At 62.7% G+C, this 23603-nt stretch carries 15 protein-coding genes; 6 read left to right on the top strand and 9 right to left on the bottom strand.

What is annotated here, in order from left to right; translation table 11 throughout:
* Nucleotides 1–30: 30 nt before the first annotated feature.
* Nucleotides 31–4284, bottom strand: coding sequence for a PQQ-binding-like beta-propeller repeat protein (locus RIG82_10480; protein MEQ9461365.1), 4254 nt, complete (start codon nucleotides 4282–4284; stop codon nucleotides 31–33).
* A 91-nt stretch (nucleotides 4285–4375) separates the two neighbouring features.
* Between RIG82_10480 and RIG82_10475 the strand changes: the two genes are divergently transcribed.
* Nucleotides 4376–5464, top strand: coding sequence for an aspartate-semialdehyde dehydrogenase (locus RIG82_10475; protein ID MEQ9461364.1), 1089 nt, complete (start codon nucleotides 4376–4378; stop codon nucleotides 5462–5464).
* A 9-nt stretch (nucleotides 5465–5473) separates the two neighbouring features.
* Here the strand turns inward: RIG82_10475 and RIG82_10470 are convergent, their stop codons facing one another.
* From RIG82_10470 to RIG82_10460, 3 genes are all read right to left on the bottom strand, one after another.
* Entirely contained in the window at nucleotides 5474–6964 is a 1491-nt protein-coding gene (locus RIG82_10470; protein MEQ9461363.1) for a GGDEF domain-containing protein, read from the bottom strand.
* A gap of 198 nt (nucleotides 6965–7162) precedes the next feature.
* Nucleotides 7163–9691 carry an ATP-dependent Clp protease ATP-binding subunit gene (locus tag RIG82_10465; protein MEQ9461362.1) on the bottom strand — a complete coding sequence of 843 codons (2529 nt, stop codon included), beginning with the start codon at nucleotides 9689–9691 and terminating at the stop codon, nucleotides 7163–7165.
* Between the two features lie 311 nt (nucleotides 9692–10002).
* Nucleotides 10003–10392: a hypothetical protein gene (locus tag RIG82_10460; GenBank protein ID MEQ9461361.1), complete on the bottom strand. Its 390-nt coding sequence runs from the start codon at nucleotides 10390–10392 to the stop codon at nucleotides 10003–10005.
* Nucleotides 10393–11001: 609 nt separating this feature from the next.
* Here RIG82_10460 and RIG82_10455 point away from each other — a divergent pair.
* Nucleotides 11002–13821, top strand: coding sequence for a hypothetical protein (locus RIG82_10455; protein ID MEQ9461360.1), 2820 nt, complete (start codon nucleotides 11002–11004; stop codon nucleotides 13819–13821).
* Here the strand turns inward: RIG82_10455 and RIG82_10450 are convergent.
* Together RIG82_10450 and RIG82_10445 are read right to left on the bottom strand one after the other, a co-directional pair.
* Nucleotides 13800–14474: an FkbM family methyltransferase gene (locus RIG82_10450; protein MEQ9461359.1), complete on the bottom strand. Its 675-nt coding sequence runs from the start codon at nucleotides 14472–14474 to the stop codon at nucleotides 13800–13802. The two genes, RIG82_10455 and RIG82_10450, sit on opposite strands and share 22 nt — an antisense overlap.
* 44 nt (nucleotides 14475–14518) lie before the next feature.
* Complete coding sequence (locus RIG82_10445) at nucleotides 14519–16207, bottom strand: glutamine--tRNA ligase/YqeY domain fusion protein (protein ID MEQ9461358.1); 1689 nt, start codon at nucleotides 16205–16207, stop codon at nucleotides 14519–14521.
* Nucleotides 16208–16332: 125 nt separating this feature from the next.
* On the opposite strand from RIG82_10445, the gene RIG82_10440 reads away from it, so the two are divergent.
* The 3 genes from RIG82_10440 (at nucleotide 16333) to RIG82_10430 (ending at nucleotide 19300) form a co-directional block, all read left to right on the top strand.
* The gene (locus RIG82_10440) at nucleotides 16333–17904 is read left to right on the top strand and encodes a glutamate--tRNA ligase family protein (protein MEQ9461357.1); all 1572 of its coding nucleotides are present in this window, start codon (nucleotides 16333–16335) and stop codon (nucleotides 17902–17904) included.
* A gap of 8 nt (nucleotides 17905–17912) precedes the next feature.
* Complete coding sequence (locus tag RIG82_10435; protein MEQ9461356.1) at nucleotides 17913–18332, top strand: EVE domain-containing protein; 420 nt, start codon at nucleotides 17913–17915, stop codon at nucleotides 18330–18332.
* Between the two features lie 62 nt (nucleotides 18333–18394).
* Nucleotides 18395–19300 carry a PfkB family carbohydrate kinase gene (locus RIG82_10430; GenBank protein MEQ9461355.1) on the top strand — a complete coding sequence of 302 codons (906 nt, stop codon included), beginning with the start codon at nucleotides 18395–18397 and terminating at the stop codon, nucleotides 19298–19300.
* Here RIG82_10430 and RIG82_10425 read toward each other — a convergent pair whose 3' ends face one another.
* The gene (locus tag RIG82_10425; protein MEQ9461354.1) at nucleotides 19301–19987 is read right to left on the bottom strand and encodes an FkbM family methyltransferase; all 687 of its coding nucleotides are present in this window, start codon (nucleotides 19985–19987) and stop codon (nucleotides 19301–19303) included.
* Between the two features lie 29 nt (nucleotides 19988–20016).
* On the bottom strand, nucleotides 20017–21381 hold the full coding sequence (locus RIG82_10420; protein ID MEQ9461353.1) for a UDP-glucose/GDP-mannose dehydrogenase family protein: 1365 nt from the start codon (nucleotides 21379–21381) through the stop codon (nucleotides 20017–20019).
* 178 nt (nucleotides 21382–21559) lie between these two features.
* Between RIG82_10420 and RIG82_10415 the strand changes: the two genes are divergently transcribed.
* On the top strand, nucleotides 21560–23194 hold the full coding sequence (locus RIG82_10415) for a hypothetical protein (GenBank protein ID MEQ9461352.1): 1635 nt from the start codon (nucleotides 21560–21562) through the stop codon (nucleotides 23192–23194).
* A gap of 9 nt (nucleotides 23195–23203) precedes the next feature.
* Here RIG82_10415 and RIG82_10410 read toward each other — a convergent pair whose 3' ends face one another.
* Entirely contained in the window at nucleotides 23204–23599 is a 396-nt protein-coding gene (locus tag RIG82_10410; protein ID MEQ9461351.1) for a DUF5658 family protein, read from the bottom strand.
* Nucleotides 23600–23603: the final 4 nt, after the last annotated feature.

Here is a 23603-nt window from a genome sequence, read left to right as displayed (position 1 = left end):
CGAGGATGGAGCGGCAAAGGTTGGGCGGGTTCAGCGTGGACGTGTGATGGGGAGGGGGCGTGGTGGGGGTGAGGTGGTTCGTCCCTGGCGGAGGTTCTCGAATCCGACGGGTGCGGTGGGTGGCGCGAGGGTTGGAGGCGTGGCGAAGAAGGCGGTGCCGAGGTTGCGGAGGTTGAGGACGAAGCCGCGGGCGGTGGGCCCGCTTTGGTCGAGGTCGGCCTGCCTCCAGTTGGCGGGGAGCGTCTGTTGTCGGAGAAGTCGGCCGGTATCGAGGTCGTACTCGGCCCAGGCGGGTTGTGGTGGGATGACGGCTGGCTGGACGGGTTGTAGCCAGGTGAGGACGCGGTCGGTGGTGAGCCAGTGAGCCTGGTAGCGGTAGTCGTTGGCGAGCGGCGCGGCTTCCCAGAGCGTCTTGCCCTGGGCGTTGATGGCGAGGAGTCGGTCGTTCCATCGGACGATTGCTTTGTCGCCGACGGCGGTGATGGGTGTGGCTGAGGTGTTGGGGCGGAGGATGGTGGGGAGTTTGAGGAGTTGTTGTCCTGTGAGGGCGTCGTAGACGTGGAGTTGGGCGCGGTTGTCCTGGACGGCGAGGAAGCGGCCGTCGATCCAGAGGGGTCGTTGGAAGGAGGTGTTTTCGTGGTTGATTTGCCAGAGTGGCTGGGCGTCCTCGACCCGGCGTACGACGAGGGTGGTGCCTTCGATGGTGGCCATGACGTCGACGTCGGATAGGGCGAGATCGACGACGATTTCGTCGGGTTCGAGCATGGGGACCATGGGTTCGCCGGTGAGGGTGTCGAGGAGGACGATTCTGGAGCGTAGTTGGCCTTCTTCAGAGGGTTGCTGCCCGACCATGGCGACGACCCATTCGTTGGCTTTGAGGGTTTGGAGGGCACCGAGGTTGATGGCGTGGGTCCATGAGGTGGTGCCGTTGGCGCGGTCGAGGGCGATGATGCGGCCGCGTTGGTCGCTGACGATGACGCGGAAGTCGGTGAGGTCGCGGACAAGAAGGGTCTGGACGCCCAGGGGGCGGATGGCGTTGCGTGCCTGAGCCTGGAGTAGGACCTGGGCGTTGAGCATTCTGCGGTCGCCTTCGAGGAGGTTGATGACGCCTCGGTTGGCGGTCGTGTTGTCGGCCTGGGCTGTGGGTGGTTCGCGCCGCCAGAGCTGTTGTCCTGTGATGGCGTCGAAGCAGGTGATGGTCCAGGTGGCGGCTTCGGTGACGAGGACGGAGCGTTTGTCGGCGATCGCGACGATGGGACCGACCTGGTAGTTCTCGCGGTGGAGTCGTTTGGGCGCGGTGGCGTTGTCGGGTTGCCGCCACAGTTCGAGCTGGTTGTGCTTGAGGGTGACAACGGTGGAGGAGGCGGGGTCAGGGGTGATGCTGGTGGTGGGTGTGGTCCAGGCGCGATTGGGGAGGCCGGTCCAGTTCACGGCGGAGCGAGGGCGGGCCGTGATGAGATCGTTGGGGTCATCGAGGAGGACGACGGAGGTTCCTGGGTGGTCGCGTTCGAGTCGGCGGACCCAGCTTCGGCGTTGCTCGGGGAGTCCGAGGAGGCGGTAGGCTTCGAGGAGTTCGCGGACGGCGGCGGTGGCCTGTTCATCGTTTTCGGCGAGACGGTAGGCCCTGCGGAGGTGGAGGGTGGCTTCGAGGGGCTGGTTAAGCCTGAGGCTGAGCTGTCCGGCGAGTTCGAGGGCGACGCGGGACCATCGGGAGGCGGGGTAGCGTTCGACGATTCGTGCGAGGGCTCGGGGGTCATCGCGGTCTCTGGCGGCCTGGAGTTCGACGAGGGCGCGTTCATCGTATTCGTCATAGACCCCCCCGCCGCTAACCCCGCCTCCGAGGCCGCCTGCCATGCCGCCCGGAGCGTCGGCTTCGGTCTGTTGGTCTTGGACGAGGGCTCGGAGTTCGTGGGCGGCGATCTGTGCGGCCAGGGGTTCACCAGGCAGCCATGGGAGGGAGGCGGAGGCGAGTTCTTGTGTGAGGAGGAGTTGCTGGTAGCTGTCGACGGCGGCGAGTGGTTCTTCAGCGCGTTGGTGGGCGCGTGCGGTGAGGAGGGTGGCCATGCTTTGCTGGGCGGGTGTGGCGGTGAGCTCGGCGAGGAGATCGAGGAGTGTTTGAGCGGCGCGGGGCTGCTGAGCGGCGGGCCGTTGGGCGAGGGAGAAGAGTCGGGTGGTGAGTCGGTGGATGTCAGCGGGGTTGGCCTGGTCGTGCCAGGCGTCGAGAGAGGTGGCAGCGGCGGCGAGTCCGCGGACGAGGGTCTGAGCGTCGTTCTGGCCGGCGGCGACCTCGGCGAGCCGGATGCCGGACTCGGGGTCATTGGGGTCTTGTTCAACGGCCTGGGCGAGGCGATCGCGTGCGACGGGCCATGCCATGAAGGCGGAGATTCCCTGGGGGCGGGCGATGATCAACTGCTCATCGTTAGCGGCGAGTCGGAACGAGGGGGTGGCATCGGTCCAGAGGACGGATCGGCCGGCGGTGGGGTCGAGCCACCAGAGACCTGATCCGCGAATAAACCACAGGCCTTGGTGTTGGTCCTGTGGTTGTGGGCGATCGGCAGCTAAGGGCCAACGCTCGATGATCTCGGCGTTTTCGCTGAGGACGGTGACGGGATCGTTGAGGACAAGGGCACCGCCTTGGGGATTGGGTGCCCAGTGGGCGGTCGGATCGATGTCCTTGATGATGCGGAGGGTCCGGCCATCGGTTGGCGAGAGCAGGACGGCCTGGGCGAGTCCGCTAGCTTGCACGATGAGTCCGGCGTTGAGCCAGGTGGCCTGGGGATTGAAGCCGGGCAGGAAAGCGGGGAATCGTTGGCGAGGGTTGGGGGTGGGGTTGGTTTGTTCTTGCGTTGCTTCGAGGAGGTCGAGTGCCCAGGCGATCCCGCCATCGGTGGGATGGAGTGCGACGATGAGTCCAGCGGGGTCGATGAGGACGAGTCGTTCGGCGAGGGGGTCCATGGCGAGTTGGGGCGCGCCGGGTGAGGCGACGGGCTGGCTTACGGCGACGGTGCCGACGCTGGTGCGCCAGAGGAGTTCGCCGGTGTCGGCGGCGAAGCATGCGACGTTGGTTTCGGCGAGTGAGCGTCCCTGGATGCGTTGGAGTACGGCGTAGAGGAAGCCCTGTCGTGTGACGGGGGTGCCGACGAAGTGCCAGTCGTGGGTGTTGTCGGCGAGGGAATCGGGGTGTTGCTCCCAGAGTGGGCGGCCTTGTTGGAGATCGACGGCGAGGAGTCGGCTGGCGTTGTTGTTGGAGCGGGAGTTGCCGCGTTGTCCGATGCGTGAGGCCTGGCGACCGACGCCGACGATGGCGAATGCTCTGGTTCCGTCGGTGGCGACGCCACGGGACTCGGAGAGGACCATGATGGCGTGCATTCTGGCGAGTTGTTGTGAGGTGTCATCGGGTGGGTCGAGATCGTGTCGCCAGAGGACTCCGCCGGAGAAGCGATCGAGAGCGACGAGGGCTCCGCCGGTGTTGACCAGGACCTGTCCGCCGGTGAGAAGCGGCTGGGGGAAGGCGGTCTGGTTCATTCGGTTGATAGCGAAGCCACGTTGTCCGACCTGGCGGGGGTCGAAGATGGTGTTGGTTTGTTCATCGACGAGTTCGCGCCAGGGGACGGTCCAGAGTGAGGCGGATTCTGCGCGGCCGAGAGTTTCGGGTGGTGGTCCGAGCACGACGGATCCGGAGGCGAGGTGCTGGGTGCGTTTTGGTTCTGGTTGTGCCTGGCGGAGTGTGTTGAGGATGTCGCGGAGGGCCAGGATACGTTGGTGCTGTTCGGGTCGGCGGGCATCGCGGTCGAGGCGGTCGAGGACGAGGGCGGCGGGGCCGAGTCGTGCGGCTTCGAGGTGGAGGGCGACGAGGAGGAGTCCTGCGTCGATGCCGGCGGGGGTGGCGCGGTAGCGGTCGGTGATCTGGATGAGTTGGGCGACGCTTTCGGGGAGGACGCGGAGGTTTTGCAACTCGCGGCGGGCCTGCTGGGAGAAGAGGCTCTGGTAGGCGAGTCGGAGTTCGGGTTGGGCGCCGACGCCTGACCAGACGACTTCGGGGGCGCGTTGGTAGCGGCCGTCGTCGATTCTGACGAGGCCATCGGGGTGGTTGATGACGATGCGGTGGACCAGGCGGGCGGCGGTTTCCCAGGCTCCGCGGTCGGCTTCATCGAGGGTTTGAGCGATGAGGTCTTCGGCGTCGTGGTCTTCGGGTGGATAGACGGCGGTTGCCTGGCCGAGGGCGAGGGTTGCCCAGAGTGCCGTGACCGCCACCCATCCATGAAGAGCGTGCCAGAGGGTCATGACCTCATGGTACGGTCCTTGGGGCGGGAAGGATCGTTGGTGTTGGCTACAATGGTGGTTTTCCGATCCACATGATTAGGAGTCAGGTCCGATGTCGGTGTTGCCCCCCTCTGCTGCTGCCCGTTCTGCTGGGTCTTCCCGGCGTTCTTCTGCGTTGACGGTGGCGATTGCCGGGGCGACCGGGGCGGTGGGTCAGGAGTTTTTGCGTGTGCTGGAGCAGCGGGATTTCCCGATTGGCGAGTTGCGGCTGCTGGCGAGCAGTCGGAGTGCGGGGAAGACGATGTTGTTTGGGGGTCGTGAGGTCGCGGTGAGCGATCTGGCGGAGGAATCGTTTGAGGGGGTTGATATCGCGCTGTTCAGCGCGGGGGGATCGATCAGCCAGGCGATCGCTCCGCGGGCGGTTGAGGCGGGTGCAGTGGTGATTGACAACTCGTCGGCGTTTCGGATGACGGCGGGGGTGCCGTTGGTTGTGCCGGAGGTGAATCCAGAGGCGGTGGGTGACCTGGCGATCGGGTCGAAGCCGGGGATCATCGCGAACCCGAACTGTTCGACGATCATTGCGTTGGTGGCGGTGACGCCGATTCATCGGGCGGTGGGGATCGAGCGGATGGTGGTGAGTACGTACCAGGCGGCGAGTGGAGCGGGGGCTGCGGCGATGGCGGAGTTGGAGCAGCAGACGCGCGAGGTGCTGGAGGGCAAGCCGCCGACGTGCAAGATTTTCAGTCAGCAGTACGCCTTTAATGTGTTTAGTCACAACTCGGATATTGGTCCTGAGGGGTACAACACGGAGGAGATGAAGCTGGTCAAGGAAACACACAAGATCTGGGATCAGGCCGAGGGGGATCGGACGGCGATCACGGCGACGTGTGTGCGGGTTCCCGTGCTGCGGGCGCACAGCGAGGCGATCAACCTGACGCTTCGCAAGCCGATGGGAGAGGATGAGGCGCGTCGGGTGCTTGCGGATGCGGCTGGTGTGTCGATTATTGATGATCGCGCGGCGAATCGTTTCCCGACACCACTGGAAGCTTCGGGGCTGGACGACGTGTTTGTTGGTCGTATTCGACGGGACATCAGCCAGGCGGAGGGGATGGGGCTTGATTTGTTTGTCTGCGGCGATCAGATCCGGAAGGGCGCGGCGCTCAATGCGGTGCAGATCGCGGAGTTGCTGGTTGGTCGGTGAGGCTGCTGATCAGGCGGCGGCTTTGAGTCGTGGTGTGAAGATGCGGACGCAGTTTCTTCCGGCTTTTTTGGCGGCGTAGACGGCCATGTCAGCGGCTTTGATGAGTTGTTCGACGCGTTGGAAGACGGTGCCGTCGTGGGTGGCGACGCCGATGCTGGAGCTGATGCTCAGGGGTTTGTCTTCGTGGGTGAGGAGGGGTTGTCCGCAGATGGCTTCGCGGACGGTTTCGGCGATCTGGGCTGCGGTTTTGCGGTCGGTGCTGGCGAGGATGACGGCGAACTCTTCTCCGCCGTAGCGGCAGACGACGGCGTCGGTGGGTGTGGTTTTGGTGATGAGGGCGGCGAGTTCGACGAGGACGCGGTCGCCGAGTTGGTGGCCGTAGGTGTCGTTGAAGCTCTTGAAGTGATCGGCGTCGAAGAAGAGGATGCTCAGGGGGGCTTTGGTGCTGTTGGTGGTGTCGAAGGCGGAGGCGGCGACCTCGTTGAACTTGCGTCGGTTGGCGACGCCGGTGAGCGCATCGGATTCGGCTTCCTTAACGAGTGCCTGGTTGCGCTCTTCGAGACGGGTGCTCATCTGCTGGGTTTCGATGGAGATATTGAGGAGCTGTTCGGTGGCTCGGGCGAGGGTTTTCTCGAAGCTTTCGAGCTGTCCGGCGGGGAGCGAGAAGAGTCGTTTGATTTCGGCGGCGCGTTCGTGGATCTCTTTAAGGAGGGGTTCGATGCGGTCCTCGTCGATGCCGAACCAGTCGTTGGCGGCCTGCTTGACAAGTTCGAGGGCGTTACCGGATTCCTCGTGCATGAAGAGGTCGGCGACGCGGTTGCCCAGGGCGACGCAGCGGGTTCCTTGCCTGAACTCCTCGGGTGCCTCATCGGGTTCTTCGTGGAAGCGGATAGGGACGCCAAGGACTTCGGGGAGGTTCCATGATTTGGCGAGTTCGGCTCCGACGGTGGGGTGATCGAGGTCGAAGCTTTCGCGTTCGAGTTCAACGAGGATGGGGTGGTGCCCGCCGGCTTGTTCGACGAGTTCGTCGTAGCGTGGTCCGAGGACCTGGTGCATGGCGATGATGCCGATGTCCTGGAGGAGTCCGGAGAGGAAGATCTCTTCCTGGAAGGGGAGAGCGAGTCGGGTTCCGATGACCTTGGCGGAGGTGGCGGTGTAGAGGGATCGCTTCCAGTAGCTGTCGTTGTCGAAGTTCTCGCCGCCAGCGTCCTGGAGGTTGCCGAGGACGGCGAACCCGAGGGCGAGGGTTTTGACGGTGTTGAGCCCGAGCAGGACGAGGGCCGAGCTGATGCTGGAGACGGGCTCGTTGAGGCTGTAGAGGCTTGAGTTGGCGGTCTTGAGGATCTTGCCGGCGAGGGCGGGGTCGAGTTGGACCTTCTCGGCGAGCTTATCGATGCTCACTTCCTCGTCCTGGACGAGGCTGATGACCTCCATGGCGACATCAGGGAGACTTGGGAGTCGCGGTGATTCGAGCACCGATTCCAGAAGGTCCGTGTCCATGCGGTCCACACTCCCAAACGCAGATGGGTGAAGGCGGGAAGCCTTCTAGAAGTCACCCGTTTTAGTTTCGACACAAGAGGGCTGGTGCTTCACCAGAATCGACGGGTTAACTGACTGAATCTGTCTATTTGATGAGCCAATAACAAAGGCTGACCGTTGGGTCAGCCTTTGTTTGAACTAGCAGATTACCCAGTTTATCTAGGCCTTCTCATCGCCCGTTCCGCCAACGGTGGCGACGGCTTCCTCGGGGGGCGCCTCGGGCTTGTCCTGGGCGTCGAAACTGAGGTGGTCAGCGTCTTCCTTGCGGGTGATCCTGATGACCTGGCCGGGTCGGAACTCGTCACGGAGGATGGCTTCGGAGAGGGGGTCCTCGACGAACTGTTCGATGGCGCGGCGGAGGGGCCGTGCGCCGAAGTCGGGGTTGTAGCCCTTGTCGATGAGGAACTCCTTGGCGGGCTGATCGACTTCCATGCCCATGTTGCGTTCTTCGAGGCGTTTGAAGACCTGCTTGATCTCGTAGTCGACGATGGAGACGAGATCGGTGCGGTTAAGGGGCCTGAAGATGATGGTGTCATCGAGGCGGTTGATGAACTCGGGGCGGAAGAACCGCTCGATCTCGCTCATCAGTGTCTTTTTAATTTTGTCGTAGTCGGCGTCTTCGGTCTTCTTGGCGAAGCCAAAGCCGGCTTTATTCTTGATGAGATCGGCGCCGATGTTGGAGGTCATAATCAGCACGACGTTTCGGAAGCTGACGTGGCGTCCGAAGGAGTCGGTGAGTTCGCCCTCTTCCATGATCTGGAGGAGCATGTTGAAGACATCGGGGTGGGCCTTCTCGATTTCGTCGAGGAGGACGACGGCATAGGGTCGTCGGCGGATCTGCTCGGTGAGCTGGCCGCCTTCTTCGTAGCCGACGTATCCGGGAGGGGCGCCGATGAGTCGGCTGATGTTGTGCTTCTCCATGTACTCGGACATGTCGATGCGGATGAGCGAGTCCTGGTCGCCAAACATGAACTCGGCGAGGGCCTTGCTTAGTAGGGTTTTGCCGACGCCTGAGGGGCCGATGAAGATGAACGAGCCCATGGGGCGGCGGGGGTCCTTGAGTCCTGATCGGGCGCGGCGGATGGCCTTGGAGACGGCTTTGACGGCCTCCTCCTGGCTGATGACGCGCTTGTGGAGTTCTTCTTCAAGCTGGAGGAGTCGCTGGCTCTCGGCCTTTTCGAGTCGTGTGAGGGGGACGCCGGTCATCTTGGAGACGACCTCGGCGATAACTTCCTCATCGACGACGCCATCGACTTCCTGGGACTTGGCGCGCCACTCCTGCTGGATGCGTTCCTTTTCGGAGCGGAGGGTCTCGGCGCGGTCGCGCAGCTCGGCGGCGCGTTCGTAGTCGGCGGCTTTGACGGCCTCGTCCTTCTCGATCTGCAGGCGTTCGATCTGCTCTTCGAGTTCTGCGAGGTTGGGGGGCTTGGTCATGGACTTGAGGCGGATGCGGGCACCGGCCTCGTCGATGACGTCGATCGACTTATCGGGCTGAACCCGAGCGGTGATGTAGCGTTCGGACATCTCGACGGCGGCTTCGAGTGCCTCATCGGTGATGCGGACGCGGTGGTGGGCTTCGTAGCGGTCGCGGAGGCCCTTGAGGATCTGGACGGTGTCAACCTTGTTCGGCGGCTCGACCATGATGGTCTGGAAGCGGCGTTCGAGGGCGCCATCCTTCTCGATGTACTTGCGGTACTCGTCGAGGGTGGTGGCACCGATGCACTGGATCTCGCCGCGGGAGAGAGCCGGCTTGAGAACGTTGCTGGCGTCGATGGCGCCTTCGGCCCCGCCTGCGCCGACGAGTGTGTGGAGTTCGTCGATGAACAAGAGAACATTGCGGGCGCGACGGACTTCATTCATCACGGCCTTGATGCGTTCTTCGAACTGCCCGCGGTATTTCGTGCCAGCGACCATCATGGCGAGGTCGAGGACGACGATGCGGCGGTCGGCAAGGATGTCGGGGACCTCGTTGCCGATGATGCGCTGGGCGAGTCCTTCGACGATGGCGGTCTTGCCGACGCCGGCTTCGCCGAGGAGCACGGGGTTGTTCTTGGTTCGACGGCAGAGAATCTGGACAAGGCGCTCGATCTCGTGGGCTCGGCCGATGACCGGGTCGAGGGTGCCTTCCTTGGCGAGTTCGGTGAGGTCGCGGCCGAAGGAGTCGAGTGCTGGGGTCTTGCTTTTTCCGCCCTTGCTGGAGGGTTCGCCGGAGGATTTTCCGGGTGCGGCAGAGGCTTCTTCGGGCTCGACACCTGCGCCGAGGAGGTTGAGGACTTCTTCGCGGACTTCTTCGAGCTTGAGGCCGAGGTTCATGAGGACCTGGGCGGCGACGCCCTCGTGCTCGCGGAGGAGTCCGAGGAGGATGTGCTCGGTGCCGACGTAGTTGTGGTTGAGGTTGCGGGCCTCTTCGATGGCGTACTCGATGACTTTCTTGGCCCGTGGGGTCTGCGGGAGCTTGCCCATGGTGACCATGTCGGGGCCGGACTTGACGAGTTTTTCGACTTCGAGTCGGACCTTGCGGAGGTCGACGTCGAGGTTTTTGAGGACGTTGGCGCCGACGCCTGAGCCTTCTTTGACCAGTCCGAGGAGGATGTGCTCGGTGCCGATGTACTCGTGGTTAAAGCGTTGGGCTTCCTGGTTGGCCAGGGCCATCACTTTGCGGGCACGATCTGTGAAGCGTTCAAACATGGCTTCCTGCTTCCTGCGCCGTATCGGGACGCGTCTGTATTCTCTCGCGGCATTGTAGACCGCGTGCTCCGACTGTGTCTGCAACCCGTATGCCAGCCATGATGAGGCCAGCGTGGGGTGACGAACCACCCGCTTGGGCTGCTATCGGCTAAGCGGTGTTCGTCTCTATGACTGTGTACGCCAAACACGCGGGCAGGGTCCGAGCATTCCCGCGAATGTGGCAGATGGGTCCGGAAACATTAGGGGTGGGTGGTTTGACCGGCGCTCAGGTCCGATCTGATGAAACGCGATAACAGCTCGATGAAAGCGGTTTACCTGATGGCGAGTTCGTATCGGAGCCAGTCGCGGAGGTAGCGGGCTCTGTCTCGCTCCAGCCACCCGAGGATCTGGTGATCCTGGCCCTTGTCGGTCTTGAACGTCACCTTGTATCGAGGTTCCTCGTTGTTATGTCCGTTGCGAGCGATACGGACACCGATCACGCCTGCCGGGTCGAGATGGGCGTTCCCACGCCAGGGCACGGGGCCATGTCTGACCGTGAGTCGATTGAGGTTGAGCGTGATCAGGGTCGTGTTGAAAAAGGCGCAGATGGTCCAGTAGGTCAGCCCGATACCGACCGCCACATGCGCGATTGGGAATATGATGGCAAACAACGAGAAGCCAGGCCCTGCTGCCGCTGAGAGCGCGGTGGCATACCAGAACACGAGAAAGCTATCCCACGCGATGCAAAAAAAGAGCATGAACCAGGCCGCAGGCTCATACCAACGGAGGCGGAGCTGAGTTTCTCCCGGAAACTGCGTGAGGCTGATACCTGATGGCGGCGAGCCCGGTGACTGCGGTACACGCTGAGTGCTGGGACCAGGCAACGACGGTAGTGGAAAGACCGACTGACATTGCCGGCACTTGCCCAGACGCGTCGAGAGATCAATGTCATCGACGGCGACCTGGGCCTCACAAGATGGGCAATACACTTGCACAGGTGAGGCCTCCTGCGAGCATCTTCCTCCACTCTGTCCAAGGCGCCAACATCTCCGGGCCGTGGGTGATAATTTGATCTGGGGTGGAGCCGAGTGCGTGGGCGGGTGGCAGCGGCGGCGTTGGTGGTGGGTTTGGGGGTGAGGGGTGCGGTGGGGTGCGTTGGGCGTCGAGGTTGACGATCGGACTCGGCTCGCTTTGAAGGCTGTGAGCGTTCGGAGAGCTTCGCGGAGGACCCAAGTATTCGACAAAAGTCTTGCCTTCTGGCTCTCCTGATCGTTAAGCTGGTGTTCTTGAGTACCGCCCCTCCGGGGCACAGCTGTTCGAAGGAGTACACGATGGCTGATCGACGACGACTCACGCAGGCGTGCTGGGCAATCACATGCGCAGCTTCGTTCACCGGATCACACACAGCCCGGGCAGAGTTCACGACGGTCATCGATGTGCCTCCTCAGAGCCCGAACTTCAACACCACAGCGGAATCCGACACCCAGGTGAACGTGTCATCAGGCGGAGTGCTTCGCCAAGGATTCTCAGCAGGACTTGAAAATGGCAGCAGTTCCAATGTGGAGGTCAACATCTCAGGCGGCCTCGTGGAGAATATTCTGACCGCCAACAGCGGCTCGGTGATCAACATCTCGGGTGGCACCATCCGGGACTTCTTCACCGCCAACGCCGGGTCCGTCGTCAACATCACTGGCGGCTCCTTCGGCGACAACGTGACAGCACGCTTTGGCAGCACCGTGAACCTGTACGGCGGTGACTTCAGGCTCGACGGCACGCCGATCACCGCGTTGCCTTTTGGTGTGCTACCCGGGGGATCAACCCTGACCGGAGCACTGACGGACGGCTCTGTCTTCATCTTCAACAGCCGAGTCCAACCTGGACGCAAGGACACCTTCGACTTCCTCACGCTGAATCTGATCGAGACCCCGATCCCTGGTGTATCTGACATCATCGCGCCGCCTGACACCATCCCTCAGGGCCTGCGTGGCGGGCAGATCATGACCTTTTCCGATGGCACCCTGCCCGACAACTTCGCCGTGGTCGACGCCACCCTCAATATCACTGGCGGTCAAGTCGAACGACGACTCGAAGCCACCCGCAGCAGCGTCAACATCTCCGGCGGCACTGGCCTGCGAGGCATAATGGCTTTTCGAGACAGCACGTGGAACATCTCGGGTGGCTTGATCGGTGACGGCATCAACAACTTTCATGCTTACGCAGGCAGCAGCATCTACATCACCGGCGGAGAACTCCTGGATAGTCTCGACGCATCAGATGGCAGCTACGTCGAGATTAGCGGCGGCCGCACCAACCTGAGCACGTCTTTCCGTTCCGGCAGCACCGCACGGATCTCAGGCGGCACGCATCTCCAACTAGAAGCAGGTGACGGAAGCGACATTGAGATCCGAGGCGGAAGAGTCTACCAGCTGAGCAACACCACCGGACAGGGCTTACCCACAAGACCGGCGATCATCGGCAACAACTTCCTCCTCAACGGTCAACCTGTTTCAGGTCCGGTTGATGTCGATGGTGACGACCGGATCACCGGCGTCTTGAGCGACGGCTCCGTCTTCTACCTTGACGCGTATGACCTGTTCCGCAGCAGCACCGGGCTCAAGCGGGTTGACCTGGTTCAGGCCGCCGTGCCGCCGGCGTCCGCTTCAACCATCATCGCACCCGCTAACCCGATCCCCAACGGGCTCCGACCGGGCGAGACCCTGATCCTCGAAGCATCAGCTCACGCTGGAGACGCATTCACCGTCGTGGATGCCGATTTGCGCATCGAAGGGGGCGCCGTCGGCGACTATTTCAGATCGGTTGGCAGTCAGGTCACGCTCGCTGAAGGTGCTATGGAGGGACGTGTCACGCTTCTCGATCAGAGTCACCTAGCAATCACTGGCGGCAGCTTCTCGATCATCTACGCTGAAAATAGTGTGATTACAGTTTCTGGCGAGGCGATTGGCCGAAGTCTTGAGCTCAAAAAGAGTAGCGCAACCTACTCAGGTGGAACGATGGCTAATGACATCAACATGCTGGATGGCTCCTCTCTGACTTTCGCCGGAGGTGTGGTCCGACGAATCGTTGCTCAGAACCAAGCCGAAACGATCATCACCGGAGGTGTGGCAACACTCGGACTGCTCATCAGCGGAGGCAACGACCAATCAACCTCCAACGCATGGATTTATGGCGGAGATATCGGCGATAGCACGGAACTGGGACTCGCCGCCGTTGAAACCAAATCGAATATGCACATCTCCGGCGGAAGATTCGGACGCCAGTTCCAGACGTACGCCGGCTCTCAACTCACGCTCGAGGGCTCAATCTTCGAACTCAACGGCGTCGCCATCAACGCTTTTCCAGAGAGCCTCGGACCGGATGACGTCTTCACCACGGTCCTCGCGGACGGCTCGGTCCTGGTCTTCACGTCTCGCAACGACGACCTCTTCATGGGCCAGGTCAACCTTCAGCATCTCGACGCCGATGGCACCCGGACCAGGCCGATCGTACTCCCTAGCGACCCGACACCCGATGGCGTGACGCCCGGACAGCACCTCGTCCTCGAAAAAGATGGGGCGATCGGGCGCAACTACGGTGCACTCCGCGGCATCATCGAAGTACGAGGCGGCTCGATCGGCACCGGTCTCGAACTCGTGGACAGCGAACTCACCCTCCTCGATGGCGAGATCGGTTCGGCCATGAAGGCTTATGGTGGTAGCAGCATCACCCTCTCAGGCGGCGTGCTCCCGCGGTCCTTCAGTGCCTATGACAGCACGCAGGTGATCTTCACCGGCGGCGTAGGCGGAGACACGAGCCGAACCGGCGAGCAGCAGAGCATCCGCTTCCACGCGTACCCTGGTACCTCAGTCAACATTGAGTTGCTCGAAGCCTACCTCGACGGCATACCCCTTGATGCCCTGCTCATGGACACGCCGGTCCTCCTCGAAACCCGTGATGCCTTGCTGACAGGCGTGCTCCGCGACGGCGAGCCTTTCCGGTTTCTCCTGAACTCGACCCTCGCCGGCGACGACGATTTCTTCTCCCCAAACGCCACCCTCACGCTCACCCTCGTCCCCTCCCCCGCCAGCGCGTCGCTCGGACTGCTCGCCCTCGGTCTGCTCCGGCGGCCCCGTCACGACCGCACAAAGACGTAGTTCCACCCCCGGACTTCCACCAGCTCGTAGCCCTCGCCGCGGAGCCGGCGGATCAGCTGGCTCGTGCGCCGCCAGGGCGTTGGCTGGTCGAACTCCACCGCGAGCACCCTCGGGCGCACCGGCGAGTCCAGCATGCCGTGGAGCACGTCGTACTCCGCCCCCTCGACATCGATTTTCAGCAGGTCGATCCGGTCGTGCCCGTGCTCACGCATCACGGTTTCGAGCCGACGCACCTCGACCTCGATCGAACGCCCGCGGCCGTTGAGCCCGACGATCGATCCGGACACATGCTCCTCGTTGTCGGGCAGGTAGAAGGTGACGCGCGTGTCCTCCGACCAGATCCCGACGGGCGTGAAGTGGTATCGCTGGTCCCCGCCGTGACGCTCGACGTGCGCGATGGCGCGAGGCGTCGGGTCAAACGCCCAGACCTCGCACCCCAGACGCTCGATCAGCGCCAGGTCGAAGGTGATGTCCTCCCCGCAGCCGACACAGTACACCACCGAGCCCGCGTCCAGCAGACCGATCGGCACGGACCACCCGCCGTACACCGAACCCAGCACCTCCATGTCGTCACGCCGCCGGATTGTCAGCGTGCGGCTGAGCACTTCGGGCAGCAGCCGTGTCCTAACCCGGTGATACCAACGCTTGAGCATGCCCGCTTCTCCTGCTGAACGCTCTTGACACCGATCGATCGCCTTTAACCCCTGCCCTGCTCCTTCGCCCAGGTGTCCTTGAGGGTTACCGTCCGGTTGAACAAGACGCGCTCCGCGGTGCTGTCCGGGTCCTTCGTGAAGTAGCCGAGGCGTTCGAACTGGATGGGTTCGCCGATGGCGGCTTGTGCGAGGGCGGGTTCGAGTTTGCAGCCGGTGAGGACTTTGAGGGAGATGGGGTTGATGTTGTCGGCGAGGTCGCCGTCTTCGGGGTTCTCTTTGGTGAAGAGGTGCTCGTAGACGCGGACCTCGGCGTCGAGGGCGTGATCGACGCTGACCCAGTGGAGGGTTCCTTTGACCTTGCGGACTTTGCCCTCGGCGTCGGGTGGGGGGTTCTCTCCGCCGCGGGTGTTGGGGTCGTAGGTGCAGCGCAGCTCGATGACGTTGCCGGCGTCGTCCTTGATGAACTCCTGGCAGGCGATCCAGTAGCCCCCGCGGAGGCGGACTTCTCGGCCGGGGCCGAGGCGGAAAAACTTTTTGGGCGGGTCTTCCATGAAGTCGTCGCGCTCGATCCAGATCTCTCTGGAGAACGGCGCGGTGCGGGTGCCAACGGCGGTGTCTTCGGGGTTGTTGACCAGCTCCATCTGCTCGACCTGTCCCTCGGGGTAGTTGCTGATGACGACCTTGAGCGGGTCGAGGACCGCCATGCGGCGCTGGGCTCGCTTATTAAGGTCGTCGCGGAGGAGGGCTTCGAGTTTGGAGAAGTGGATGTTGTTGGGTCGTTTGGCGACGCCGGCCTCGTCCCAGAAGCGGCGGATGGCCTCGGGGGTGTAGCCGCGGCGGCGCATCCCGCGGAGGGTGGGCATGCGGGGGTCGTCCCAGCCCGAGACGTGGCCATCGTCGATGAGGCGCATGAGCTTGCGCTTCGACGTGATCATGTAGGTGATGTTGCCGCGGGCGAACTCGATCTGCTGGGGCGCGTGGATGCCGAGTTGCTCGACGAACCAGTCGTAGAGCGGGCGGTGGGCCTCGAACTCGAGTGAGCAGAGCGAATGGGTGACGCCTTCGATCGCGTCGGACTGGCCGTGGGCCCAGTCGTACATGGGGTAGACGCACCACTGGCTGCCGGTTCGGGGGTGCTCGGCGTGGAGGATGCGGACCATGACCGGGTCACGGAGGTTGAGGTTGGGCGAGGCCATGTCGATTTTCGCGCGGAGGACCTTGGCGCCGTTGGGAAACTCGCCGGCTTTCATCCTGCGGTAGAGGTCGAGGTTCTCATCGAGGGAGCGGTCGCGGTGGGGGCTCGGGCGGCCGGGCTCGGTGAGGGTCCCGCGATGGTCGCGGATCTCGTCCATGGTGAGGTCATCAACGTAGGCTTTGCCGGCCTGGATGAGCTGCTCGGCCCAGGCGTCGAGCTGGGGAAAGTAGTCGGAGGCGTAGTACTCGTGGTCGGCCCAGTCGTATCCGAGCCAGCGGACATCCTCGCGGATGGCGTCGATGTAGGCCTGCTCTTCCTTGACGGGGTTGGTGTCGTCGAAGCGGAGGTGGCAGCGCCCGCCGTATCTGGCGGCCATGGCGAAGTTGATGCAGATGGCCTTGGCGTGGCCGATGTGGAGGAAGCCGTTGGGCTCGGGTGGGAAGCGGGTGACGACCTGCCCGCCGAAGCGGCCGGTGCGGTTGTGCTCCTCGATTGCCTGCTCGATGAAGTTCAGGGCTCGTTCTTCGGTCTGGGCCATGGGGTGTGGGTCTCGGTCTTGTGGGGGTTGAGCACGCTTATACCAGCCCTCGGGCGGGTCGTGGTTGGTGCGGGGAGGTACGGGGGCGGCAGGCACGCCTGGCGGCAATGCTTAGAATCGGCCGGATGAGTGAAGTCCCTCCATCCCGGCCTGTCCGCACCCGTTTCGCCCCGTCGCCTACGGGTGCCCTGCACATCGGCGGGGTCCGGACCGCTTTGTTCGCCTGGGCGTTCGCCAGGAAGCATGGCGGCGAGTTCATCCTGCGGATTGAGGATACGGATCGGAAGCGGTCATCGGACGAGTCGCTCCAGGGCATCGTGCGTGACCTTGAATGGCTCGGGTTGATGTGGGATGAGGGGCCATCGCTCAAGGACCCGACGAATAAGGCTTCGGACCTCGGTGCGTTGGGTCCTTACCGGCAGTCGGATCGGCTAGATCCCTACCGTGAGCACATCGACCTACTGCTGAAGGCTGGGCGTGCTTATGTGCCAGATGATGAGCCGGAGATCGTCCGGTTTCGGATGGACCGGGACATCGCGTTCAAGGATGAGGTCTATGGCGACATCAAGGTCGAGGCGAAGGACCTCGAAGACTTTGTGATCCGCAAGGCGGACGGGTTCCCGACGTTTCATCTGGCGGTAACGGTGGATGACGCGCTGATGCGGATCAGTCACGTCATCCGGGGCCAGGAGCACCTGACCAACACGACGAAGCATGTGGCGATCTTTGATGCGCTGGCGGAGATCACCGGGGATGCGGGGACGTATCAGCGGCCGGTGTTTGTGCATCTACCGTCGATCATGAACCCGGACGGCTCGAAGATGAGCAAGCGGGATAAGGGAAAGATCGCGCGGAAGGCGGCGAAGGAGGCGGGCTTGACCGGTGTTGAGGGCATCGAGCAGCAGGAGTTTGATCGGTTCCTGAGCAAAGAATCGGACAACGTCGAGACTGCGATCATGATCGCCCGGCACCTCAAGATCCAGCTCCCTGAGATTGACACGTTTGATTTTGAGAAGAGCGGGTATCTGCCCGAGCCGCTGCTGAACTACCTTGCACTACTCGGTTGGAACCCGGGCAACGACCTGGAGAAGTTCAGCCGTGAGCAGTTTGTCGAGCTGTTTAGCTTCGCGCGGATTAATCGGGCCAACTCGAAGTTTGATCGTGAGAAACTTAAGGCGTTTAACGCTGATTATCTGCAGTCGCTGGAAGTCAAGACGCTCAGCGGATTGCTGGATGACTACCTGCTTAATTATGACGCAGCGCTCTTAAACGCCGTGAAGAATCAGCTTCATGACCTCGCCGATGCGTATCGTGAGCGGCTCGTGACACTTTCGGATATTTCCTCTTCGGCCGCCTTCTTCAAGACCCCCCCCGCCACCTACGACGACAAGGCGGCAAAGAAGAACCTCCACAAGAATGACGGCGAGGGGCTCAAGGCGCTGGATGATGTTTGCCCGGTGCTCGAAGGGATTGATCCCTGGACGCCGGAGGCGATTCATGCTGCGATCGAGGCTTTTACGCAGATGCAGGGGTACAAGAACATGGGCTCGATCGCTCAACCGCTGCGGGTGGCGATCACGGGGACTGCGGTGAGCCCGCCGATTGATCTGACGCTGGCGATCCTCGGCAGAGACGAGACGCTCCGCCGGATCCGCGCCTGCTTGCAACACTTCGCCGACGCCTCCACGAACGCCTAGGAGTATTCATGGCTTACTGGCTGATCAAAACCGAGCCCGGCACGTGGTCGTGGGACGACCAGACCTCCGCGAAGGGCAAGCGGACTGCGTGGGATGGTGTGCGGAACCACTCGGCGAAGCTGCACTTGCAGTCGATGAAGAAGGGCGACCGCTGCTTCTTCTATCACTCGGTCAATGAGAAGCAGGTGGTGGGCATCGTCGAGGTCGTGAAGGAGGCGTACCCGGACCCGGGCGATGCGAAGGGGCAGTTTGTGATGGTGGATGTGAAAGCGGTGGGCCCGATGCCGACGCCTGTGACGCTGGCCGCCATCAAGGCCGAACCGAAGCTCAAGGAGATGGTGCTGGTCAACAACTCACGGCTGAGTGTCCAGCCGGTGACGGCGGGGGAGTGGAAGTTGGTTTGTGGGATGGGTGGGTATCGGGCCTAGAGCCGTCACTTGCCCTACACTCTCTGCCCGCCCTTTACTCTGTTTAATCCAAGGAGAGACCCTTGAGCCTCATCGTCACCGGTGCCGTTTGTATCGACAAGATCGAAACCCCCACCAGCATGGCCGAGGAGTTGCTCGGCGGGTCGGGGATCTATTTCCCGGCGGCGGCGTCGTTTTTTACTCAGCCGCGCGTGCTTGCGGCGGTGGGCGAGGACTTCCCGGATGATTTCCTGGCGACGTTCGACCACTTCAACATCGACCGGCGGGGGCTGGAGGTCCGCAAGGGCTCGAAGACGTTCCGCTGGCACGGCAAGTACCACGAGAACATGAACGATCGGGATACGGTCGGGATCGAGTTGAACATCCTGCTCGAAGACCCGCCGGTGCTGCCCGATTTTTATGCGGATTCGGAGTACGTTTTCCTGGCGGTCGATCGGCCGTCGAATCAGCTCAACCTGCTGGACTCGGTGCCGAAGCGCAAGCTCGCGGTGATGGACACGATTGACCTGTACATCAACACGCAGAAGGATGAGCTGGTCGAGGTCATCAAGAAAGTCGACGGTCTGATCGTCAACGATTCGGAGGCGAAGGCGCTGACCGGTCGCCGTGATGTGGTCGCCGCGGCGCTCGATCTGGAGAAGCTCGGGCCGAAGTTCGTGATCATCAAGAAGGGTGAGCACGGCGTCGTGATGAAACACGCTGACGGCTGGGCCGCCCTGCCGGCTTTCCCCGCTGAGAAAGTGGTTGATCCGACCGGAGCGGGCGATTCGTTCGCGGGGGCGATGATGGGGTATCTCGCCGAGACCGGCGACACCTCGCTGTCGGGCATGCAGAAGGCGTTGGCTTACGGAACGGTCACGGCGAGCTTCAACATCGAGGACTTCTCGCTCGGGCGGATGAGGACGCTGACGCGAGCGGACATTGATGCGCGGTTCAAGGCGTTCGCAGCGATGGTGCGGATTGGATAATCAACCTGTAATTCCCAGCCTGCGGCGCAGGACTCTCGGCCCCGCCATGTGATACTTCGCGATGTGTTTGAGATAAATCCGTTCCATGCGCCCCAGCCCCAGGTGGTCCGCGTTGATGATCATGGTGTCATGAAAGCCTCTGGCATTCGGGCACATTCTGGCCCAGATAAAGCCAAGCGAATCGAGGCGGTCAAGCACCCTTCTGACGTCGCGCTCATCGACTAAACCATTGAAGTCATGGAACTCGATGGTGAGTTGATCACAACGACCAAGATCCTCATCGCTGGCAGAATCGAGGAAGTCGATTTCTGCACCTTCGATGTCCATCTTGACCAGATCGATGCGGTCGAGCTGGTAGCGAGTGATGAGGTCCCTGAGGGTCAGGCACTCCACCTCGATGGACTCTCCCTCCGGTTGAGCCACCAGGGTTGACGCTTGATCGCAGGGCATCGGCCAGAAGCGAGCCCGCCCACTGGTCCCGCTCGCTGCGGCGGGGACATAGGTCATCAGCGGATGAGGCTCGTAGCCCTCGTGAAGCCTGGGCGTTGGTTCGAGTGCGATACAGCGACAGCCGTATCGGTCAGCGATCACCGTGCTAAATCCGGCGTGGTTGGCGCCGAGGTCCAGCACGACACTCCCGGGTTTGATGGTCCGTGACAGAAAGGAATGACACTCGATCCAGTCCAAAGCATCTGTCCTTTCTCTGAGCCATCGGGCTACATCACCGGGTCACGCCCCACCGAATGGTAGACGAAGCCGGCCTCGCGCATCGCATCGGTGCGGTAGAGGTTGCGGCCGTCGAAGATCACGGGGGCCTTCATCACCTTGCGCATCCGGCTGAAGTCGGGGTGCTTGAACTCGTCCCAGTCGGTGCAGATCACCAGGGCGTGCGCATCGTTGAGGGCATCGTCCATGCGATCGACGTAGCTGATGCGATCGCCCATGACCTGCTTGGCGGTCTCGTGGGCGACCGGGTCGTGGGCGATGACCTTGGCGCCGCGCTCGATCAGGGCGTTCATTAACGTGATCGACGGGGCTTCGCGGATGTCATCGGTCCCGGGCTTGAAGGCGATGCCCCAGACGGCGATGGTGACGCCTTTGAGGTCAGCCGGCGAGCTGGACCCGCCGAAGTGTCGGTCGATCTTCTCCAGAAACGCCGAGCGCTGCTGCTGATTGACCTGATGGACTGCTGCCAGGAGCGTGGTCGGGCGATTGGCCTCATCACCCATCGACACGCAAGCCAGCACATCCTTGGGGAAGCACGACCCGCCATAGCCCAGGCCGGGGTAGAGGAACTGGTTGCCGATGCGGGCGTCGGCGCACATCCCGCGGCGGACCTCGTCGATGTTCGCGCCGTAAGACTCACAGAGCCCGGCCACTTCGTTGATGAACGAGATCTTGGTCGCGAGCATGGCATTCGAGGCGTACTTGACCATCTCCGCAGACGGGATGTCCATGACAAAGATCGGGTTGCCCTGGCGGACGAAGGGGGTGTAGAGATCGCGGAGGCGATCACCGGCTTCCTCGGCATCAACGCCCAGCACGACGCGGTCGGGCTTGTTGAAATCGTTGATCGCCGCGCCCTCTTTGAGGAACTCGGGATTCGACGCCATGAGAAAAGGCTTCTTGGTGCGTGACGCGATCGCCTGGCGAACCTTGAGGTTGGTGCCCACGGGAACGGTGGATTTGACGACGATGATCTTGGGGCGACGCTCGTCCGGGCCACTGCCGGTTGGGCCGTCTGCGGCCTCGATGGCGTCGCCGATGTCCTCGGCGGCGGCGAGCACATACTTGAGGTCGGCACGTCCGCCCTCGTCCGACGGCGTGCCCACGCAGATGAAGACGACTTCCGCTGAGCTGTATGCCGAAGGCTTGTCGAGCGTGAAGCCGAGCCGACCGGCCTTGGTGTTGCGCTTGATCAGGTCCTCAAGACCGGGCTCGTAGATGGGGGAGACCCCGCCTTTGAGCTTCTCGATCTTGCCGGGGTCCACGTCGAGACAGGTCACGTCGTTGCCGGTATTCGACAGGCAGGTCCCCGTGACCAAGCCCACGTAACCCGTGCCGACCATCGTGATTCGCATCGGAGACATTCCTCAAAAAAGTAAGGGATGCCGCGGGTCTGTGCCCTGTTCGAGGGCAACGCCCGGCGGCCCGAGCCGGGCAGTTTATCGGCCAAGCACGATCGCGTTGCTAGGATGTATGGCCCGGCCCTGATGATCTCGGCCGGATCGAGCCCCCCATCCAGCGAGAGCCCGCCCCATGGTGACCAAGGTCAACCCTGTTGAAGAGCTTAAAAAGGCCAAAGACGGCTTCGACGTCCTCAAGGACCTGCTGCGCTATTCGGACTCCGGCGATTACGATGCAATCCCGGAAGATGATGTAGCACAACGGTTTAAGTGGTTTGGCGTCTACCGGCAGAAGCCCAACAACGGCCATTTCATGCTCCGGATCCGCATCACCGGCGGGCAGCTCACGCCTGCACAACTGCGATCCATTGCCCAGATCACCGAAGACCGAGCCCGAGGTTTTGGCGACATCACGACGCGCCAGACCATCCAGCTCCACTGGCTGACCACCGCCGACCTCCGTCCGGTCCTCGAAACGCTCTGGGACATCGGCCTCTCCAGCCAGTTCGCCTGTGGTGATGCCCCCCGCAACGTCGTCGGCTGCCCGCTGGCGGGCGTTCTCAAGGATGAGATCATCGACTCGGCCGAGCACGCTCAGGCCATCTCGACGATGTTCACCGACGCCGGCAGCGAGTTCTCGAATCTACCCCGCAAGTTCAAGCCGTCCATCGGCGGGTGCAAGTTGCACTGCCACCAGCCGCAGATCAACTGCTACGGCTTCTACGGCGCGACCCATCAGGGCCAGCCAGGCTACGGCCTGCTCATCGGCGGCGGACTCTCTTCGACCCCTCACTTCGGCCAGGCCATGCGGGCCTTCGTGAAACCCGAGCAGGTTGTCGAGGTCTCACGGGCGATCTGCACGCTCTTCCGCGATCACGGCTACCGTCAAAAACGCACCCGCGCCCGCCTGAAGTTCCTTGTCGCTGACAAGGGCTGGCAGTGGATCAGGGACACGCTCGAAGGCATCCTCGGGTACGAGTTGATCCACGATGACGCGCTGGGGAACCCCCCCGCCGTGCACTCGGATCACATGGGCATCGGCCAGCAGAAGGATGGTAACTACTACGTGGGCATCCCGATCGAACGCGGCCGACTGACCGCGAAGAACATGGCCGACGCCGCCGACCTCGCTGACCAATACGCCACTGGCGACAAGCGCATCCGCCTGACCGGCAAGCAGAACATGATCCTTCTCGACGTGCCCGAGGCTAATCTCGAAGCCCTGACTAAAGAGCTGGACAGCGCGGGCCTCACGCCAACGGCTCACCGTCTCCGTGATCTGCTGATTTCCTGCACCGGTTCGGAGTTCTGCAACCTCGCCGTGGTCGAGACCAAGCATCGTGCCGGGCGCGTGCTGCGCTACCTTGAAGAGAACACCGAGCTTGATCAGGACATCACGATCAACTTCACCGGCTGCCCCAACGCCTGCTCGCAGTATCAGACCGCCGACATCGGCCTGACCGGCATCCCCGTGGTCCTCAAGGACCAGAAGGATGAGAACGGCAAGCCGATCAAGGTCGATGGCTACAACGTCCTGCTCGGCGCCCGCCTGGGCACCGACCCGCGCTTCGGCGAGATCATCGCCAAGAAGGTCGAGGGCGATAAGGTCCACCTCGCGCTGAAGAACCTCATCGATCACTTCATCGACGAGCGCATCGACGACGGCGAGACCTTCACGATGTGGGTGGACCGCAACGACCCCGAGTACCTGCAGTCGCTGATTGTCGCCCCCGTGGAGGCCGAGGATGCAGTCGCGCTGACCGCTTGAGGCATAGCGTTACGGCGTGTGTTCGATCAGAAACTCAATCAGCAGCAGCAACGCCCAGACCGAGGGGAACGCGCTGATCCCGACCGCCAGACGCGCCAGCGTGCGGGCGGTTGGCTCGCGCAGACGCGCGATCAGCTCGCAGATCAGGATCACCAGCACCACCACGCTGTACTTGAGGATCACCAACCCGTTGAAACCCAGCCCGAGATAGACCCAGTTGGCGAACGGGTTGGCCTCGCGCCCGCCGAGATTCAGGATCAGCCAGGTGAACATCAGGTCCATCGACGAGACGAGCACGAACCATGCGTACTCATCCGGGAATCGGACCTGAAGCGTTTGCAGCCTCTGCAGCACGCCCGCGGGTGGCTCATTCGGCGGTTCAGGCTGGACGGGTCCCGGCTCCATGCGT

The sequence above is a fragment of the Phycisphaeraceae bacterium genome (assembly GCA_040222855.1).
GTDB lineage: Bacteria > Planctomycetota > Phycisphaerae > Phycisphaerales > Phycisphaeraceae > Mucisphaera.
The sequence above is the reverse complement of the archived record's forward strand: the minus strand, read 5'-3'. Positions and strand labels throughout refer to the sequence as shown.

What these genes read in the sequence shown, in the direction of transcription:
- RIG82_10480 (MEQ9461365.1), bottom strand. Translation starts at nt 4,284, where the DNA reads ATGACCCTCTGGCACGCTCTTCATGGATGGGTGGCGGTCACGGCACTC.
- RIG82_10475 (MEQ9461364.1), top strand. Translation starts at nt 4,376, where the DNA reads ATGTCGGTGTTGCCCCCCTCTGCTGCTGCCCGTTCTGCTGGGTCTTCC.
- RIG82_10470 (MEQ9461363.1), bottom strand. Translation starts at nt 6,964, where the DNA reads ATGGACACGGACCTTCTGGAATCGGTGCTCGAATCACCGCGACTCCCA.
- RIG82_10465 (MEQ9461362.1), bottom strand. Translation starts at nt 9,691, where the DNA reads ATGTTTGAACGCTTCACAGATCGTGCCCGCAAAGTGATGGCCCTGGCC.
- RIG82_10455 (MEQ9461360.1), top strand. Translation starts at nt 11,002, where the DNA reads ATGGCTGATCGACGACGACTCACGCAGGCGTGCTGGGCAATCACATGC.
- RIG82_10450 (MEQ9461359.1), bottom strand. Translation starts at nt 14,474, where the DNA reads ATGCTCAAGCGTTGGTATCACCGGGTTAGGACACGGCTGCTGCCCGAA.
- RIG82_10445 (MEQ9461358.1), bottom strand. Translation starts at nt 16,207, where the DNA reads ATGGCCCAGACCGAAGAACGAGCCCTGAACTTCATCGAGCAGGCAATC.
- RIG82_10440 (MEQ9461357.1), top strand. Translation starts at nt 16,333, where the DNA reads ATGAGTGAAGTCCCTCCATCCCGGCCTGTCCGCACCCGTTTCGCCCCG.
- RIG82_10435 (MEQ9461356.1), top strand. Translation starts at nt 17,913, where the DNA reads ATGGCTTACTGGCTGATCAAAACCGAGCCCGGCACGTGGTCGTGGGAC.
- RIG82_10420 (MEQ9461353.1), bottom strand. Translation starts at nt 21,381, where the DNA reads ATGCGAATCACGATGGTCGGCACGGGTTACGTGGGCTTGGTCACGGGG.
- RIG82_10415 (MEQ9461352.1), top strand. Translation starts at nt 21,560, where the DNA reads ATGGTGACCAAGGTCAACCCTGTTGAAGAGCTTAAAAAGGCCAAAGAC.
- RIG82_10410 (MEQ9461351.1), bottom strand. Translation starts at nt 23,599, where the DNA reads ATGGAGCCGGGACCCGTCCAGCCTGAACCGCCGAATGAGCCACCCGCG.